Raw genomic sequence first — 17,564 nt, forward strand, 5'->3', positions numbered from 1 at the left:
TTAATGAAATTTAATGTGTTCTATTAATCCGAAAATTTAGTGTACTAAATACACTTTTGTATCCTGCTGTGTCTGTATCATGGCCTTGAACTGAAATCAAAATACAGATCCATAACCTTACTACGCTTCCTCCACGAATCGTAGGGTCCATAATCAAAAAACATATTCTTCTTGCCCTCAGGCCCCATATTCCAGGGATCGTTGGTCTTGGTACCAATTGGTGGTATCGCTTGCATAAAAGAAATATCTCCACCAGGGAATGGCGGCGACAAACGAGGATCCTTATCCTGAACTGGAGTAAACAACCTCAAAAAAACGCTCTCAGAGGATGTCCCCACTACAAATGACTGCTCACTGCTTTGAATTTCCGCCCAGTAAAGGTTGGCATGGTACCCTTTAAACTCAGGGTAGATCACCGGTGATGCCCCAGTCATAGTATTGTTGTAATCTTTTTGATGAACATCCAACTCAGCACCGTGAACCCTGTTTTTCCAAACACGGTAAGGGCCATCTCCCATCCATCTTACACCCTGAACCAATTCTTCAGGATAATCGAAGTTGACGCCCATATAATCAAAATGAACATCGTAAATCTCCGGAACGTAATAAATGTTCAGTGAAACCAGTCCGGACGGATAAAAGGTCCACGTAAACTCTTTCATGCGGGATTCCTTTTCATCAAATGTGCATACTAGCTGAAGGTTATTTTCTTGCTTTTTCACATTGATGCCATTGAACTTCACAACCCCGGCACTTAAGAATGGACCATTGTTGAATGGAATCTCACCCTTCTGATTCATCACCTTTTTAAGAAAACCATTTTTCTTATCAATGGTATATTCCATTGAACCTGCCTGTATGACAAAGGAAGATTCGTTTTCGGTGTAGGTCACCTTTTGTTTACTCACTTCTTTGGTCAATTCATTAAAAATATCCTCAGGAAGCGTAATAGGCCATACATTGGTATATAGTTCTTCACCCGATGGACCATAGGAAGCTATTTCAAGTACGTCAAATTGCTCCCAGCCTTCAGGAAGATTAACATTCAATATGCCCTTGTAACCTGGATTCACCGATGGTGATTCGATTTCACCTGTTAGCTCCTTTTGAATAACATCTCCATTTGGAGAGGGTAAATCCAGTAGTTTCCAGGTGAAGCTACATTGCTCAAGGTTGGTATAGAGGTATCGATTCTCCACCTCAATGTTACCATCAAAGGCGATGGTAATATCCTCTTCAGTTAATCGTACAGGAGACCAGACCTCCTTAATTGTATAAAAGCTGGCTTCTTTTTCATGAAATGGACCAAGAATTCCATCATTGGCTTTATCGCCATAAGTATCAATTTTTCCATTTAGATCAGTACGAACAATACCCTCATCCGCAAACACCCATAGGAATCCACCGGCCGCTTTTGGGTTCTTCCACATTAATTCCCAATAGTCATACAGACTGGCACCAGACCCTCCATCGTACAGACCATGTAAGAACTCGGTTGGAAAGGTAATCATCGGGCCATTCCAAAAGGTGCCAACCCCATAATCGTATCCACGATAATGCTGCGTAGCTGTGCCGTTAAATTCCTCCCATGGATGGATCACCAGACGATCCTGTAGGTCATACTTACCAAACATTTCATCAAAATCCGGGTTATGCCCTCCTTCATTGCCATTGTCCCAGATCACGATGGAAGGATGATTCTGATCATGAAGAACCATCTCTTGAAGTAGTTTGGATCCAATTTCGGTATCATAGGCATCATGCCATCCAGCTAACTCCTCCAGCACAAACATGCCAAGGGAATCGCAAGCATCCAGAAAATGAGCATCAGGTGGATAGTGAGAAGTGCGAACCGCATTCATGTTCATTTCCTTCATTAAGAGGATGTCGTCGATACTCATTTGCTTATTCGTGGTCCTTCCTGATTCCGGCCAAAATGAGTGATGGTTTACCCCTTTAAATTTAATTTTCACCCCATTCACGTATATACCGTCTCTTTGTCGAATCTCAATTGTTCTAAAACCAAACCGATTGCTAGTTTCATGTACCAGTTGGTTTTTGGAATACAGCTGAAAATTGACCTCATACAAGTTGGGTTGCTCCGGATTCCATGTTGCGATTCCGCTTAACTTAGTCTCCAATTGAATCTTACAGTCCTTTTTACCGACCTTAACCTCAAACGGCGCTCCCACAGGTTGATTATCCAATGTGTAAACCTGCGCCACGACCTTGTCAGATGATCCGGATTTGTGAAGGCATACTTCTGCTTTGAATGATCCATCTGCTTTTGCATCGATGGCTACCTGACGGATGTTTTGTTTAGGCTTTACCTCTAAAAACACGGGTCGGATAATTCCTCCGAAGATCCAATAGTCAGCATAGCGCTCAGCCTTATTCACCGAGGCATTAGCAGAATGTTTCCAAACTTTCACCTCTAAAAGATTTCTTTGACCAATGGTTACCAACTTTGATATATCGTATCTAAAGCTGTAGAACGATCCTTGGTGAAGATCACCGGCAAGCTTGCCATTAATTTTAACTTCTGTATCAGTCATGGAGCCTTCAAAGACAATCTCTATCTGCTTTTCTTCCCACTCTTCCGGCACTTCAAATTCCAACCGATATTGTCCGTATTCTTTTCCGCGCACCGAATCTTTCGCATGACCATAATTGTATTTACCAAAGCCTTCCAGTTCCCAGCAGGATGGCACCGGTATTTTCGTCCACTGTCCGGAACCACGGCCCTCAGATAAATAAAAATCCCAATACACCTGATCTCCATATCCCTTTCCCGAAAGGTATTTGGTGATGGTCTGTGTTTGTGCCTGAGCAACCAGACCTATAATCAGAGCAAATAAGACGTTAACGTTTTTGGGTTTAAAAATCATTGACAAGGGGTATTAGAATTCCGGGTTACACTGAAATTAAGAAATCATCTCCGATTTACTGCAAATCAATTGTCGAAAGTATTATTTACAATATCAATCGAGCCACATTATCAGTCAATGAACAATTATGTAATATCAGTTTAACCATCCGTACTTTATTCTTCCGGTGTTTCATATTGATTAAAAAACCCTTCTACTCCCCCTCTAAATGCCTTATTTACCCATCCAAGCTAAAATTTTAACGGTTATTTAAAATCACCCGAAAAAGACATTGAATTCTGATGAATTGGCAACAAAGCCTACTTTGATTAGATATATTAAATTATTTATCCTTTTATCAGTGTTTTTCGCAAAAAAATATCCATTTCACTGAATGAATTAATAGTCAATCACCAATTTTGTCTCATAATTCATAATTCAAACACTTATGAGACACACATTTAAAACACTCGCAGCGATTTTAACGGTATTGGTTAATGTTGCTGCATTTGCAAAGACAGATTCTGCAGACGCAACTTTTTTCAAAGTGGTTGCGCAGAAGAATGAGTATGCATTCAAAGTAATCTATAAAGGACTTGAGAAATCTGTGGTGAACGTACAATGGACCAACGAATACAATGAAGTAGTATATAAAGAAACCCTTAATTCAATCGAAGGCTTTGTTAAACAATACGACCTTTCTTCACTGCCAGACGGTGAATACAAGGTGACATTAAAAACAAAGGATTTAGAATTCTCTGAATTGGTAGAGACCGGGGACCTATCGGATTTCAACTTCAGCCTAAAGGGACAGAGCGGTAAGAACGTTGTTCTAACCGGACGTCATCCTCAGGGAAAGGACGTAACTGTGGTTATCCTCGATGAAAAAAGGGATGTTATTTATAGTTCATCCCTGAAGGACACTCAGGCAGTGAGTAAAAAATATAATTTTGAAAAAATTGATACAGATGCTGTAACTTTTGTCCTGTATCATAATGATAAGCTCCTCAAAGAAGAATCAATTGCCTTTTAAGGTTAGATAATTTGAATATAAGTAAGGCCGATCCAGTGGATCGGCCTTTTTTTATTAACCAACAACCACTACTAATTAATATCAATATCCAGGATTCTGTTCTAGATTGGGGTTAGCCATAACATCTGCTTTAGGAATAGGGAATAGCAGATACATAGGATCTGATGGCTCCTTCAATGTCCAGGATTCCAGGAACGTTCCATATCTAATCTGATCATTTCTTCTATAACCTTCCCAAAACAACTCTCTGCCTCTTTCTGCCAACAATCCTTCCAAATCGAGAGTACCTAACTCAGCTACCTGACGATCCGTTCTTATTTCGTTCACTATTGTCAATGCACTCGCTGCATCACCTTTTCTTAATAAGGCTTCAGCTTTAAGCAACAGCATATCAGCATATCTAAACAAAACATAATCGTTATCAGCATTACTCCAGCCATTATCATAATCAGGAACATACTTAATAGGCCTATATCCATCATAAAGACCAGCATTTTGGATTACTGAGATTTCTTTAGAAAAAATAATTTGCTCTTTTAGATTATCATCACTGTCGTATTGAGGGTAAGCATCCAGATACCTTTGGGTCACAAATCCTACATTATATCCACCCCCTTCTATGGTTATGGGATGCTCATAATATCTTCTAATATCGGCCTCTTCAAAGGAGTTATAAAATTCAGCTATTGTAGCCCAACCATTCCAGCCCCCACCAATCTCCCCAGGTAATATTGCATACCAGGTTGTCCAAAGACTTGATACTCTTCCTCCTCCAATGCTTTCTATCGAAAATATTATTTCGGATGAAATATCGTTGTTATCAGGACCAAAGCTATCCCAGTAAAAATCCAGAGCCTTACCATCAATCGCATCCACATATGATATTACTTTATCCATATCCGAATCCAGGAAAGTTGGAGATTCACGATTGATATAAACTCCCCTATTGATATAAAGCTTGGCCAATAATGCTCTGGCAGCATTTTGTGTAGCTCTATAGGCAGGATTCGTTGTTGATAAATCCGGAAGCACTTCCTCGACTTCCGAAATAATAAAGTCAATTGCTTCCTGCCTACTCAGTACCAATGGAGCCTCTCTTAGGTCTTCTCCAGGGTTTCTAAAAGGAACCTGTCCCCATAGATCTAAAATTTGCCAAAGGAAAAATGCGCGTAGAAACCGGGCTTCTGCTGCAACTTCAACTGGCGGATCAAAAGAGAGAATGTTTGTCGCATCAAAGTTTCCGCGATTTAGCTTTCCCCAAACCGAATTATTTATTGGGTGTGCTGCTGTCCAGGTATGCTGATGGAGTGTTCTATACTCTCCTCCATTATCCCAACCTGAAGGCCTTGAAGGACAAATACCTTCATCGGAACTGATAATATTCATCACATTCACGCCATTTTCATAGTTCACCATTGAACCATCAAAATCACGATAAACTACCTCCAATAGAGCATCATAATCCGCATTTGCTATCAAATACGCCTGCGCTTCCTCTGCTGTGGCATCCGATTTAAGTTCCTCATCCAGGTCCGTACATGATAACTGAGCGATCAGGGGAAGAACCAATAAATATTTATATAATTTCATATTTGTTTTCTTTTTCATTCCTAAAATTCAACTCTTTAAAATGACATGTTAACACCCAGTGTAAATGTCCTTGCCATAGGATACGGTATATATTCAATGCCAAAAGAAGGCACCCCATTAAACCCTCTGTTCGTATTGACTTCAGGATCAAATCCGCTGTAATTAGTCACTAAAAACACATTTTGACCAGTGACGAAGCATTCCAAATTTCTCAACAATCCTATCTTGTCAAACTTGTAGGACAAAATCACATTCTGCAATCTCAGGAAATCGCCATTTTCAAGATATCTGGTAGAAACAGTATTTGAGTTTGCAATACTTTCTTCACCAAGAGCAAGTGAAGGTGAAACATTTCGACCAATAACGAAATTGGAAGCCGTGATCAGGGCATTTTCAGTGTTATTGTATATCTGATGCCCGAAAGCCCCATTAAAACTCATTTTGAAAGACCAATTTTTGTATTCAAGATTGGTATTGATCCCTAAAATAAAGTCGGGGTTTGGGTTTCCAACATAGGATGGTTCATCAGAATACGTCGCCAAACCATCATTATCAAAACCCTCAAATATTGGCATGTAAAAAACAAAAAGGGGTTCCCCGTCGGCTAATTGCTGCGAAGTAGCTCCTGAGCCTCCAAGTCCATTTCCTTTGATCTCACCAGTTGCAACAGGAACTCCATCATATCCAATTAATTTATTCTTTAACCATGTTCCATTCACTCCCAGATCAAAATAGAGACCATTTGGTTGATTGACCAAAACAGAATTAAGAGATAGCTCTAATCCACGGTTATTTACCGTTGCGGGAAGATTATACCAATAGGACGTTGAAGGAGCCGGTTGAATTGTATTCAACTGGAATAATAAGTCCTCTGTGTTTTTGTCGAAAATTTCAATAGTTCCACTTAACCTACTATTGAAGATGGCAAAATCTAGTCCGAGATTAGACGTTTGGGTAGTTTCCCACTTAAGATCAGGGTTGGCAACATTGGCTAGAGCCAACCGTCCTTGTCCATAAGCATACCTTTCCTGAGCGGCACCAGCGGGGAACTCCTGATTACCTGTCTTTCCCCAACCCAATCTCAATTTTAGATTGTTGATCACAGAAGACTCCTTCAAGAAAGACTCTTGAGAAAGCACCCATGCACCAGAGAAAGAAGGGAAGAATCCGTACCTATTGTTTTCACCAAATTTGGTTGATCCGTCTGCCCGAAAAATTGCAGTCATCAGATATCTATCCGAGTGACTTAAAAAGACTCTGGAAAAATAGGATTGAAGTACATTTGTAGGGTCTCTAAATGATGACACCGAGATATTTCCCGAAGGAATGTTACCCATGATATCTGTCCCCCAAACATCGAAATTGGTGAACCCATTTCCAGCCATCGTACTTGTAAATCTTAAATAGGTTTGATATTCATAACCTACCAAGGCATTCACCTTAAGCTTTCCAAACTTTTTATTATAACTCAGGGTATGATTGAGCGTATTGCTGGAATTTTCAACTCTACTAATCGAGGAATATCCAAGATCGGTAATTTGACTCAAGAAAAGCTCTCCAGAAAGATCAGAATTCCTTGTTCCAATTGCTTGATTTGTTCCATAAGTAACCTTAAAAGATAAATCTTGGGTAATATTCCAGGTCAGGCCCATACTCGCAAGGGTACTGGACACAGTAGACTGATCTCTATGATACTTCAAGAGTGCCAACGGATTTGTCGGGATTCCTACGACAGAATTATATGACTCCTGAACCAGCCCATTTTCATCTTGAAAAGGAACAGTGGGATTCCACTCAATCGCATTTCCAATCAAAGATCCATTAATATTAGAGTTATCTGCAATTGGCGCACCGTTTTCATTCGTCCTTGAGGATATAAGACTTACATCCAAATTCAGTTTGTCATTCTTCAAAAACTTATATGAAGCAATTAAACTTCCATTATACCTGGTTAACCCGGACTCCTTAATGATACCCTGCTGATCATACATACCTCCCGACACCCTATAGTTCATTTTATCATTTCCTCCACTTACAGAAACATTGGCAGTCTTCGTAATTCCGGTTCTAGTAATGGCATTGAAGGCATCTACATCAGAGCCGCCATCATAAGCTGCAGCGTCTAAACCTCTGGCAGAAATAGCAGTTCTCCATGTTGAGGCATCCATCAAGTCCAATTCTCGAGCCATAATACTTACGGCAGAAGTAACTGAGACATCAACCTTCGGCGCACCGCTTACTCCTTTTTTGGTCGTCACAATAACAACTCCATTCGCACCACGAGATCCATAAATAGCGGTGGCTGATGCATCTTTCAAAATATCTATCGAAGCAATGTCATTAGGATTAAGAAAGCTCAAAGGGTTCGAAGCAGGGGAACTTCCAAGCTCACTTAAAGAAGAGCCCGGATTAGTATTCCTACCGTCTAATGGCACTCCATCCACCACAAACAGAGGTTGTTGCCCGGTTCTCACCGAAGAAGTACCACGAATTCTAAAGGTTACCGCACCACCAGGCTGACCACTGTTGTTTACTATATTTACCCCTGCTACTTTTCCTTGAAGCATTTGGTCAGGTGAAGCATTGATTCCTTTGATGAAGCTCTCCTCTCCGACTCGGGTTACAGACCCTGTCAGATCTTTTACTTGTGATGTCCCATAACCAACCACGACAACTTCTTCAAGTTGCTCAAGGTCTTGTTGTAACGAAACATTGATAACATTTCTTCCGTCCACAGGAATTGTCACCGCCTCATAACCGATAAACGTGATTTCCAAAATAGCTCCTTCGGGTACCTCAAGAGAATAATTTCCATTGAAATCTGTAATAGTGCCTTTTGATGTGCCCTGAACTATGACGGTAGCTCCGGGTAAAGGCTCTCCTGTCTCGTCTGTAATGGTACCGGTTACCGTAGCGCTCTGATCAATGGTAATTGTTAATTCCTTCCTTTCCGATTTAGTGCCTTTCTTCACACTAATTGAATTATTCACTTGCCGAAACTCAACATTTACCTGCCTGGCAATATCTATGAGAAATTCGGCTACACTGGCTTTGTTAGTAGAGAGTAGTATTTCCTCCCCCAGGTCCAGACCTTTGTCCGTATAAAAAAATCTAAAATCTGTATTTGACTCTATCTGATCAAAGATATTGTCCACTGTTGCATAGTTCGATTCCATTTGAACGATCACATCTTTTACACTTTTAACTTGTGCATTGACCGTATCCGATACGGCCGATGAGATCGTTATTACAAACAATACAAATACATATAGTGTGTGCTTTGCAACCATATAGATGGTTTGAAATAGGCTATATTTCATACTTTTGTAAAACTTTAATTAGTAAAAGGTTAATTGCAGGCAAGGAAGCGGCAACTTCCTTACCTTGAGAAACTTAATCTTTACGAAGGCCTTTTGAGGCCTTCGTTTTTTCTAATATGAGGGTAAATTTTCTTTCATAATCATTTAGGGCTTGGGTTTAAAGTTGATTTTCACTTTCTTATCGTTTATTGAATAATCAAAATCAAGAGTATGACCTAGTACCTGCAGTACGTTGGCTAAATATTCATTATTAAAAGTTCCTGAACATTTGAGATTATGGATATCACCATTAACCTCAAACTCCACTCCATACCACCTTTCTAGCTGAGCTATCACCTCCTTTAAAGGGACCTTATCAAAATAGATTATTCCGTCTTTCCAATAAGTAACCAATTGCCCGGAAACACTCCTTTTATGCAGATGGCTTACATGCTCGTTGACTATCACCTGTTCATTTGGGGACAAGATGATTCGCTCTTTGGAGATTTCGTCATCAACACTAACTTTCCCTGTAATCAAGGTTACTTTCACCTCACCCAAATCCTTAAAACTTTGGATATTAAACGAGGTACCAAGAGCAGTTGTAGAAAGCCTACCACTCCTTACCACAAAAGGACGTTCTGTATCTTTAACAACCTCAAAATAGGCTTCTCCCTCAAGTGTTACCTCTCTAATATTGGAGAACTGTGAAAGGTAGCTAATCCGACTGTCAGCATTCAGGTAAACCACGGAGCCATCAGGCAAATGTACTTTTGACTTTTGACCTTCCGGATTAGCTTTTGTTATTAACCTGGATTGTCCTGGCAAATTTTCTCCGTCAATGGAAAGCAATTCTGGATTCAATAATACACTAACTCCGAGCAGTAAAGGGATAAAAGCAGCAACAGCCCATTTGATCCAACTAGCTTGAAAAGTCCTGGTAGAATCTTCTGGGATTACAACCATTTTTCTCAATGATATTTCATTATCCTTCTTTTGCTGGATTTTTTGAAATAATTCATTGTTATCAAAAGCCAACTGATCATCAGTTCCTTTCTCCCACAGGGCATCTAAATAAATCGAAAGCTCCTCTTCAGATGCCCCGGATTCTAACCACCGCATAAAGGCCTCCGCCTCTGCACTTGACATCTGTCCACTAAAAAACCTTTGGCTTTGCTTTTGTATATCCATTAGTGATTTTTGGTCTACATATTATATAGCCGCAACTCACACGAAATACTCACGGGAATAATAATTTTTTCATCTAACCACCATAAATAGGTATAAATAATAATGGCTATTTAAAAATTCAGCTATTTTATTGAAAATCAAACAAACAAAAACCATATCAACACAGAGATTACTCTCATGTTAATCAGTTTTTCTTTAAGAGATTTTGTTGCACGATAAATTTGATTTTCAACTGTTCTTACCGAAATACCAAGTTTATCTGATATCTCCTCGACAGAATGGAAGTCCACATTTTTCATCATGAAAATTTGCTTTTGCTTATCAGGGAGTTCATCCAACGCCTTTGCTGAGAGGTCTTCCATGTTAGCAAAAATGATATAGTCTTCTGTAATATTTGACCGGGAATCCATATTGGAGATGGCGTATTGTTCGTAGGCTGTTTTGTAGGCTCGGTCTCTAAAATGTTTAATTACCAGAGACCGGGTAATACTTAGCAAGTATGAATTAATGGAAAGCTCAGGATCAAGGTATTCACGCCTTCTCCAAAGTTTAATAAATACTTCCTGAACCACACCTTCGGCATCTTGATGGTCCAGCCACATCTTACGACAGGTATTGTAAAGCTTTGCGGAAAAATGATCATACAACCTTCCAAAGGCCTTTTCATCTCCTGCTTTCAATTTTTCAACAAGCCCGGAAAGCTCCTTAATCTTCAATGCTCTGTGATGTTATAATGCCTATAATATTCCAATGTAAACATTTTAGTAATTACACAATTACAGATTGATACATTGGTTCTTTTTATAAATAATAATATATCTGCCTTACAGCCCACAATCTTTGCGATTTTTCTAATTGTTACAAAAAAACACCAACACTCTGCTTTTCATATTTACAATTAAGCCTGACCTTTCAATTAACAATGACAAGGCCCTGACTTTAAACATTTGAGCATCAATTGGTTCGCCAATAGGACTAATCAAATCTACTTGACGGCAGTCACCAGGTTTTTCACGACTTGTTCCCCGATTTTATTACCCTGAGTAACACCGTTCACAACAGCCATTCTGTAATGTATACCACCATAGAGCCTACTAATTGCCGCTTCTTCAGAAGCTTCCAGGAAGGATGAAAATTGTCTTTCGAAAAGCCCATACTCCACTTCGGTATCATCATTGAAACCAAAATTATCTCCGAAAATATCCGTAAGCGTGACAGCAGCGGCCCGAGAAATTACACTATGGCCACTGGTATACTCAGGGAATGGAGGGGTTTGCAATAATGGCTTCCAATCTTCATCAATATGCCGATTAATTAAAGTTTCCGGCCTTACCAATATGCTTCGCCACTTTTCATCCCAACAAGAAATAAAACCATCAAATAAAGAAATAGAAGTGCGGGTAAATGCTTCACAAGTGTTAATAAAGTCCACTTCTGATTGCCTACATGCTATAGATGCAATACCAATCCAATGCCCTCCGGGCGTTATTTTCTTAGTACCAAACATTGCATGTCCATAATGATGTGAAACATAAGGATTACAATCCCAGAATTTAGCAATATTCAATTGTTCATCATTCAGGTTCACACCAACATCATAAACCTCATATAATTGTTTATAAAAAGTACTCTGTTCATCAAGACTGAAAGGAATAGGCGGCAATGGAGCAAATTGATTAGCAGAATCAAGAACCATCGGCCTTATTTTATTCCAATGGGGCTCAATCCCTTCCATATAATCCGGAGGAGTTGGTTTCCAAAGCCCTTCAGCTGATTGTGGTGTATATTTTGGGAAGGTTCTAGTCTGCTTGTAAAAATCATCATCCATCCAATTCTTAACATGATCAGCTACAGCCTGACCATACTCAAAAGAAGATTTCTTTACAGACTCATCAAGCCCTTCCTGCTTTAGTCGCTCTAATAACAAATGGTACGGCTCATCCATCATTGATTCAGAAAATATTAATGCCTTGCCGACCAGGTAAAAAGCATGAAGACTTGCTAGCTTAGGATTGACATTCCCTGAAGGTGCAACAGGAGAAGTAAATTCATTTAGTTGGCCTCCCAAAGACTTCAATCGGCCTGGGTAGCTTTGGGCCAGTACCTCATATCCAGCAATATTAGAGTAAGCATAGACCCGACTTGCAACTGGTGGAGAGAAGATATCATAAACGACTGTATTGGTAAGGCTTTTAACCATGCCCTGATAAGTATCAGGGTTATCAAGTGTTGTTTTGTAAGTTTCATTTTGCTCGCAACCAGACATCCAAAACATGGCACCAACAAAGCCAATTATCATTAGTTTCTTCATATCAAAAAGTATAACCAAGTAGTTTTTCGTTATTTCTGGCAATCATCATTACCGGCTCGCCACCCAGGTCAATGATTTGAAAATCACGTACCTCTCCAGTTAAGTATAGTCCAGTTCGCGGAACGGAAACAGAACAAAAACTTCCCTCATCTTCTCCTAGCATCAATGTACCAAAGCTTGCATCATAACGGCCAGCTTCCGGCTTGGCACCAAACAAATTCCCACCGAGGAGTACATCTAAGAGTCCATCCTTATTAAAGTCCCAAATAGATATTGCATAAGTGGGACTGTTTTGAGACTCCACAGGAATTAGAGCGCGATCAAAACCACCAGAAGCGTTACTAACCAACAGCGTTGTTTCCAAAATATTAGCCATGTGAATTTCGGCAGATTCCAGTTCTTTTGAGCTAAATATATCTTCAATCCTGGCCTCCTTATATTGTTCATACTTTACGAACCTTTTTTTCAATCCAGGCATTTGCTTCCACAGGTCATGGAGTAAGGGCATTGGGTAAACATCACTACCCTGAAGTTGACAGATTACTTGTTCAATTGCCCCATTACCATCAAAATCAGCAACATAACAATTGATCGGATTTTCCATTGATGCAGTAAACCTTGAATTCAATCCATGGTTCCCAATTAGGTAATCAGGTTTTCCATCTCCGTTGAAATCATCTGACTCGACTGTATTCCACCAACCGCTATATTGATCCAGGCCAACATCCGAAGAGATATTTGTGAAGCTACCATTTTCATTTTTCAGGAGATGCGGATACATCCATTCGCCGACTACAAGTAAATCCGGGTCTCCATCAGCATCAAAATCAGTGAACAATGCATCGGTAACCATTCCCATATCTACTAAATCCGGAGCAAATTCACTATTACCTTCAGTAAATATTCCCTGTCCGTTATTAATATATAAATGGCTTGATAGCTTTACACCATAGTTTCCTGACTGCATACGTGAACCAACAAAGAGATCTTGATCCCCGTCTCCATCAAAATCCTCTGCAACTACTACAGAGCTGTTTGTGCCTTCCTCAGGAAGGGCCTTCTCCGCCTTGTAAAACATACCCGAACCATCATTTAAATAAATTCGATCCACAAGATACCTCGATGAATTGTTGTCATTTCCTCCACTGCACACATATAAGTCCAGGTCTGCATCATCGTCAGCATCGAAAAACACGGCACCCATGTCTTCTGAAAAACGATCCATTTTAAAATCTTCAATAGGTAATTGCTCAAACCTACCACCTTCCCGCTGGATGAATATTGATCCGGGTTGTAAACGTGCCCCTCCGACATAAACATCTTCCAAACCATCACCATTCACATCACCAACTGCCATTTTAGGCCCTTCAGTGGATTTCATATGGTAAAGCATTCGCTCAAAATCGAAATCAACAAAAGAATTTTCAGAATGAACAAAGTTAAAACCAGCCAAGTCAAACACCTTAAAAATGCCTTTTACAGGCTTAAATCCTTCAGTTGTTCTATTGATTTTATCTTTCTCACTAAGTGATATAAGCTGATCTGAAGATACATCCTTTAGTACCGTCTTCCCTCCAAGGTTCCATTCCACAACCAGCGAATCCACCAGGGTAGCATCTCCAAGACCAAATGTCAATTTTGGATCAACAGAGGACTGAAATCCTCGCGTAACAGACTGCTCCTGAAAAAAAACTTTACCACTAGCCCAAAGTGTCACTTTAGTCCCAATAGCCTGAAGATTATCACCGGATCCCTCTAAAGCTACCTGTAAAAAGTGTTGGTCGTCATTAGTGTTGTTCTCATAGATGAAAACCGGCATATTCACATTATTAACTACAAGATCCAAATCTCCATCATTATCCAAATCTCCGTAGGCCGATCCATTAGAATGACTAGGGGAACCCAAGCCCCATTCTTCGGCCTTATTCTCGAACCCCAATTTTCCATTACCGGCAAATGCATAGTTCGGAATTTTAGTAACTGGGATAATATCAATAAGCTTGTTGTAATTAACTTTTCCATCTTTAACAACCATTTTTATAAAGGCCTCATTGGAAATGTATTTGAGATAATCCTGATTAATAATATCCTGATAAATGCCATTCGAAACAAAAATGTCTTTATTTCCATCATTGTCTAGATCAGCTATGAGCGCACCCCAGCTCCAATCGGTAGCTTCTACTCCGGAACGACGTCCAACCTCCGTGAAAGTTGGTTTTTGATCTTCAGAAACTCCATTGTGAACATGCAACATATTGCGCATAAACTGATGATAATAGTCGTTTTCAACATTATATTGATGCTTGTCCCAACTTTCGAAATTGACCATTGTTTTCAACCTTTCATGGGATTCCGGAAGCATCTCTGTTACAAATATGTCTGGATAAGCGTCACCATTTAGGTCTGCAGCATCTGAGCCCATAGAAGCTATACTTATTGAGCGCATTTGAGATTCCAGCTCTTCACTGAAGGTACCATCACCATTATTCATGTAGATATAATCACGCTCAAAAAAATCATTAGAGATGTATAAATCTTGCCAGCCATCTTTATCAAGGTCTGTTACTGAAATCCCAAGTCCAAAACCTATATAGCTACCATAAATCCCTGCCTGTTCACTTACATCTGTAAAAACTCCTCCATTATTTCTATATAATTTATCACCACCTTTTTCATCACGGATGTGACGTTGGTTCTTCATCAGATTAGCACTACCAATGGCAGTGAAGGAATTATTGAGTAAATAAACATCGAGATCACCATCTTTATCGTAATCGAAAAAGGCAGCATGAGTAGAATACCCGGGATCAGCTAGTCCCATCTCACTCGCAAGGTCAGAAAAAGTACCATCGCCATTATTAATAAAAAATTCATTTTCCTTACTGCTACCCTTGGCATCACCACTATTGCATACATAAATATCAACCCAACCATCAGCATTGATATCAATCATCGATACACCTGTAGACCAGGCACGTGCACCCGCGGTCATTGATTTACTCGTAATATCTTCAAACTGGAAATTGCCTTTATTCAAATAAAGCTTATTGGGTTCCATATTGGCAGTGAGATAAATATCAACTAATCCATCGTTGTTGATATCGGCCAAACCAACCCCTCCTCCATTATAGAAATTACGATAGGTGTAAATGTTAAATTCATCAGTTGAAGTCAAACTATTTTCAAACTGAATGCCTGTAACTTCTGATGCCTTAAGCTCGAATTTATAATCGGTCGGTGTAGGTTTATTACAACCAATAATAGCCAATAAGCAAAGTGATACTGAGAAGGCAGGAATTTTAATCATTTGGGTCAAATTAAAGGCTAAAAATATCGGCGAACTCCGATTCCGCCTCAATTACATCGAAAATCTACAAACGATTGCAAATGATCCTGCGTAGGAATATTCTATAAACAAGAATCAGTTTTTCAAAAATTTAAAGTACCCACCAATATCCACGGTCAATTCTGTAACTTTGAGATAATTCGAATGATGTATTAGGACTCACCGCCTGTCATTCCACAAACAGATGAATTGATCTCATGGAAACACAAACCATAAATAAGCCCGGAATGAACGGTGTTTGGTGGTACGAACATAACCCCGGCCCCATCAAAAACCTCCCATTCATTCGTCAGTTCGGACACATGAAAGTCACCAGAATAAATCTGGATGAAAACATGAAGCCGCATCTGAATGATGGTATTGAGATTCATTATATCGAAAGTGGAAAATATGACTGGGTGATTGAGGATAAAACGGTAGAGCTCCTTACAGATGACCTCTCCATCACCGCCCCCTGGCATCTTAACGGCAGTCCTTCCGGGAAAATGGATTTGGGAGAGCTCAATTGGATTGTCATTAAGCCAGAGTACTTCAGCGAAATTGATCAGCTTAATTTTGGAGACTGGACGCGCTTACCTGCCAATTTTCAGCAAAACCTGGGAGAACTGATCGCTTCCGAACGTGGTATAGTGATTCGAAACGCCCGAAATTTTAAACGTTATTTTTTGGACCTGAAAAGGGAATTAACGGATCAGGCAGATGGATATGAAATGATCGTGACCAATATTCTGGAAAATATGTTGATCGCTTTAAATCGACACCTGGAAAATAGAAAACAACAAATTCAGGAGGAAGACTCCTTTATTCTTTCTCTTAATGAGGCAATCAATGCGGACCTAACGAAAAAATGGATTGTGGATGATCTCGCTCAGCAGTTTGGGATGGGTAAAACAAAGTTCACCGATGAGGTTCGCAGATTAACGGGCTATCCTCCCAACAGCTATATTATCAACCTGAAACTCAAAAGAGCCAAGGATCTGCTGCTCAACGCCCCGTCTCAGACACTTTCACAAATTGCCTATACCTGCGGTTTTTCTTCACTTCAGCATTTTACCTCATCGTTCTCTCAGCGAACGGGAATCACCCCGGCATCCTTTAGAAAGAATGGAATGAATTGATCCGAGGCACCAATCATTTATCGCCATAGAGCAAGCCAGGCCTTTATACCTCTTATAAAAAGAAGAACCCTTCAAGTCACAAGCCTGAAGGGTCTATTCCATCAAGGTAATTTTTATCTATTCTCTTTGATATGACGTTAGTCCCACCGCAGATATGGATGCTACTTTCCAATCATCACTTCGCTTTTCCATAGAGTAGTTTTCATAGGTTTCCCAGTTCCGAACAAAGACAGAATCATCTATTGTCATTTTACCTTCCCATTTAATCTTGAATTCTGCAGTAGCCATGGTATCACATACACGAATGAAAAAATCATAAGGCTCAAGCGTAACTCTTGGTCTCGGAGGCCCATCATAATTCTTAGGCCAAAATCTGTTGTACAAAGCTGCCAGGGTATCATAGTTTTTGACAAAAAAATGACCTCCGGAATCCGCTGCAGAAATAAATACATAAGGTTCTGGCACCCACTGTCCCAACCAGGCATCTGCATCACTATTTGCATGAGCAGTAGTTAAGGTTGTAATGGCTGTTTTGATCAACTCTTTCTCCTGGTTAACATCAACGGGAGGTTTGGTTTCATTGGCCTGGGTCTGGCATGAAACAATCCATATGCATAACGCAAATGGAATTAGCAAGTGAATAAATTTTGATTTCATTATTAGGTAGTTTAGGTGACATTCAGAGCTAATGACCTTGATTAAGGTACAAAAAAATATGTTTGAAACAAACACAATTAAAGTATTGACACATAGAAAGATATGAACAAACGTTTAATCATGGAATTTACTAAGGCGTCGTCAAATCATTG

The 17,564-nt window shown here is 39.8% G+C and carries 10 protein-coding genes; 2 read left to right on the forward strand and 8 right to left on the reverse strand.

What is annotated here, in order from left to right; translation table 11 throughout:
- Positions 1–77: 77 nt before the first annotated feature.
- Positions 78–2,888, reverse strand: coding sequence for a glycoside hydrolase family 2 TIM barrel-domain containing protein (locus NXR94_RS11200; protein ID WP_258104718.1), 2,811 nt, complete (start codon positions 2,886–2,888; stop codon positions 78–80).
- Positions 2,889–3,315: 427 nt separating this feature from the next.
- Here NXR94_RS11200 and NXR94_RS11205 point away from each other — a divergent pair, with 427 nt between their 5' ends.
- Positions 3,316–3,900, forward strand: a complete 585-nt coding sequence (locus NXR94_RS11205) for a hypothetical protein (RefSeq protein ID WP_258104719.1) — start codon at positions 3,316–3,318, stop codon at positions 3,898–3,900.
- Between the two features lie 81 nt (positions 3,901–3,981).
- Here NXR94_RS11205 and NXR94_RS11210 read toward each other — a convergent pair whose 3' ends face one another.
- The 6 genes from NXR94_RS11210 to NXR94_RS11235 form a co-directional block, all read right to left on the reverse strand.
- The gene (locus tag NXR94_RS11210; RefSeq protein WP_258104720.1) at positions 3,982–5,490 is read right to left on the reverse strand and encodes a RagB/SusD family nutrient uptake outer membrane protein; all 1,509 of its coding nucleotides are present in this window, start codon (positions 5,488–5,490) and stop codon (positions 3,982–3,984) included.
- A 35-nt stretch (positions 5,491–5,525) separates the two neighbouring features.
- Positions 5,526–8,810: a TonB-dependent receptor gene (locus NXR94_RS11215; protein WP_258104721.1), complete on the reverse strand. Its 3,285-nt coding sequence runs from the start codon at positions 8,808–8,810 to the stop codon at positions 5,526–5,528.
- 144 nt (positions 8,811–8,954) lie between these two features.
- Positions 8,955–9,980 carry a FecR family protein gene (locus NXR94_RS11220; RefSeq protein WP_258104722.1) on the reverse strand — a complete coding sequence of 342 codons (1,026 nt, stop codon included), beginning with the start codon at positions 9,978–9,980 and terminating at the stop codon, positions 8,955–8,957.
- Positions 9,981–10,117: 137 nt separating this feature from the next.
- Positions 10,118–10,696, reverse strand: coding sequence for an RNA polymerase sigma factor (locus NXR94_RS11225; RefSeq protein ID WP_258104723.1), 579 nt, complete (start codon positions 10,694–10,696; stop codon positions 10,118–10,120).
- A gap of 269 nt (positions 10,697–10,965) precedes the next feature.
- On the reverse strand, positions 10,966–12,291 hold the full coding sequence (locus tag NXR94_RS11230; RefSeq protein WP_258104724.1) for a vanadium-dependent haloperoxidase: 1,326 nt from the start codon (positions 12,289–12,291) through the stop codon (positions 10,966–10,968).
- A gap of 1 nt (position 12,292) precedes the next feature.
- The gene (locus NXR94_RS11235) at positions 12,293–15,598 is read right to left on the reverse strand and encodes a VCBS repeat-containing protein (RefSeq protein WP_258104725.1); all 3,306 of its coding nucleotides are present in this window, start codon (positions 15,596–15,598) and stop codon (positions 12,293–12,295) included.
- A 236-nt stretch (positions 15,599–15,834) separates the two neighbouring features.
- On the opposite strand from NXR94_RS11235, the gene NXR94_RS11240 reads away from it, so the two are divergent.
- Positions 15,835–16,755, forward strand: coding sequence for an AraC family transcriptional regulator (locus tag NXR94_RS11240; protein ID WP_258104726.1), 921 nt, complete (start codon positions 15,835–15,837; stop codon positions 16,753–16,755).
- 117 nt (positions 16,756–16,872) lie between these two features.
- Here the strand turns inward: NXR94_RS11240 and NXR94_RS11245 are convergent, their stop codons facing one another.
- Positions 16,873–17,412 (reverse strand): hypothetical protein, encoded by a 540-nt coding sequence (locus NXR94_RS11245; RefSeq protein ID WP_258104727.1) that lies wholly within the window; start codon positions 17,410–17,412, stop codon positions 16,873–16,875.
- Between the last annotated feature and the right edge of the window lie 152 nt (positions 17,413–17,564).

It is taken from the genome of Marinoscillum sp. MHG1-6 (assembly GCF_024714475.1).
In the GTDB taxonomy this organism is placed as follows: domain Bacteria; phylum Bacteroidota; class Bacteroidia; order Cytophagales; family Cyclobacteriaceae; genus JAMZMI01.

Bases quoted from the DNA above. Each gene is read 5' to 3' on its own strand.
- NXR94_RS11200 (WP_258104718.1), bottom strand. From the start codon at position 2,888: ATGATTTTTAAACCCAAAAACGTTAACGTCTTATTTGCTCTGATTATA.
- NXR94_RS11205 (WP_258104719.1), top strand. From the start codon at position 3,316: ATGAGACACACATTTAAAACACTCGCAGCGATTTTAACGGTATTGGTT.
- NXR94_RS11210 (WP_258104720.1), bottom strand. From the start codon at position 5,490: ATGAAATTATATAAATATTTATTGGTTCTTCCCCTGATCGCTCAGTTA.
- NXR94_RS11215 (WP_258104721.1), bottom strand. From the start codon at position 8,810: ATGAAATATAGCCTATTTCAAACCATCTATATGGTTGCAAAGCACACA.
- NXR94_RS11220 (WP_258104722.1), bottom strand. From the start codon at position 9,980: ATGGATATACAAAAGCAAAGCCAAAGGTTTTTTAGTGGACAGATGTCA.
- NXR94_RS11230 (WP_258104724.1), bottom strand. From the start codon at position 12,291: ATGAAGAAACTAATGATAATTGGCTTTGTTGGTGCCATGTTTTGGATG.
- NXR94_RS11235 (WP_258104725.1), bottom strand. From the start codon at position 15,598: ATGATTAAAATTCCTGCCTTCTCAGTATCACTTTGCTTATTGGCTATT.
- NXR94_RS11240 (WP_258104726.1), top strand. From the start codon at position 15,835: ATGGAAACACAAACCATAAATAAGCCCGGAATGAACGGTGTTTGGTGG.
- NXR94_RS11245 (WP_258104727.1), bottom strand. From the start codon at position 17,412: ATGAAATCAAAATTTATTCACTTGCTAATTCCATTTGCGTTATGCATA.